The organism is Streptomyces sp. NPDC127092 (assembly GCF_042722475.1).
Classification (GTDB): domain Bacteria; phylum Actinomycetota; class Actinomycetes; order Streptomycetales; family Streptomycetaceae; genus Streptomyces.
In genome coordinates this window covers 66,617-68,094 of sequence record NZ_JBHXFE010000039.1, presented here as the reverse complement: position 1 = coordinate 68,094, position 1,478 = coordinate 66,617, and the positions used below count along the sequence as shown (strand labels likewise).

At 72.8% G+C, this 1,478-nt stretch carries 1 protein-coding gene and 1 pseudogene; one reads left to right on the top strand and one right to left on the bottom strand.

Annotated features, from left to right (window positions below; all coding sequences use genetic code 11):
• Positions 1-116: 116 nt before the first annotated feature.
• Positions 117-512, bottom strand: a complete 396-nt coding sequence (locus tag ACFWJO_RS28020) for a rodlin (RefSeq protein WP_386869473.1) — start codon at positions 510-512, stop codon at positions 117-119.
• A 319-nt stretch (positions 513-831) separates the two neighbouring features.
• On the opposite strand from ACFWJO_RS28020, the pseudogene ACFWJO_RS28015 reads away from it, so the two are divergent.
• A pseudogene (locus ACFWJO_RS28015) lies at positions 832-1,478 on the top strand (hypothetical protein); the annotation flags it as partial.

Here is a 1,478-nt window from a genome sequence, read left to right as displayed (position 1 = left end):
ACCTCCGTGACGCGGTGGGGGGGGGGGGGGGGGGGGGACGGCGGGGAGGGGGAGCCTCCCCTTTCCCTCTTTTTGTCTGGGGGAGGGCCTTCCCCGCTTCAGCGGGGCCGCGGAGATCAGCCGCCGACGTTGCCGTTCTGGGAGAGGACCTCGCCCAGGATGTGCGACAGCGCGTCGTCGCCCTTCTGCTGCACGGAGTTCTGGGTGCAGGTCTGGTTCGACATCGGGTTGCCGAGGACGTCCTGAACGGCGACACCAGCACCGATGAGGGCGCCGATCGGCACCTGGGCCTGGACCTTCTGGATGTCGAAGCAGTGCAGGACGCCACCGTTGACGAGACCGAAGTTCGGGCTCATGTAGCCGCCGGTGGAGTTGCTGCCGATCGACTGCTTCGACTGGTTGCCGATGATGTTGGCGCTGCCGCCGTCGTTGCCGGCCGCCATCGCCGTGGTCGCGGACATGCCGGCGACGGTGGCCGCGACAGCAGCGGTAGCAAGAACCTTCTTGATCACGAGTCTTCCTTCTTGAGCTCGATGGCCCGGAGCTCGATGGCCCGGAACTGCTCCGTTGACCGAAGCGTCCTGATCAACTGCCCGGGGAAGGATTGGTTCCGGCGCGTCACCCGGACGCGGTATTCGGCACATGAACGCCATCGGACGCGAGGTCGAAGGTCTGCCGTTCGGTCAGTTCCCTTACGGAGCACGGCCCTTGGGAACACCGGGATGCGGCGCCGGTCACTCGCGCCGGCGCGGGTCACGCAGGACACTGGGGACCGGACTGTTCGATGCGGAACGCGCCGGAGGCTTCCGGTGCGGGCGGAGGGGGACGCGGATGCGGGACAGCCATCGGGCCGAGGCCGAGGGGCTGTGGGCACGGGCCGTGGAGGAAGAGGTACGGCGCTCGGGAGGCCGCCTCGACGAGCAGGCGCTGCTCGCGCGCGGTAAGGCCGGCCTGGACGGCATGGCGGCGCGGGCGGCCGACGAGTACGCGGCCTACCTGCGGGCCGTGGAGGCGACGGAGACGGAGCCCGCGGCGTCCGCCGGGTTCGCGGCCCCGGCCCTGGTGACGGCCGTCGCCGCGGCCGCCGCGGTCGGCGGCGACCTCGCCCTCGGTACGGCGGCGGGCACGGCGCTCGGCGCGGGCGCGGTGGTCGCGGTGGCCGGGGCGGCGACCACCGCCCTGAGGGCCGGGGCGGAACGCCGGGCGGCCGCGCACCGCAGGGCCGGGGCGGCGGGCCGGCCCGGCGGGGTGGAACAGCTGCGGCTGCAGTGGCTGACGGCCCTGGAGGTGCGCGGGGTGCGGCCGTTCCTGGAGCAGCAGCGGCTCCTGGCGCAGACAGCGGCGGAGCCCGCGCAGAAGGCGGTCGAGCGGCTGCGCGGCGCGGACCGCAGTGCGGCGGGAGGGAGAGGGGCAGGCCGGAAGCAGGCATTCCGGCCCCCACCGGCCATGAAAGGAAAAGCTGTAGGTCGGAGGACAAA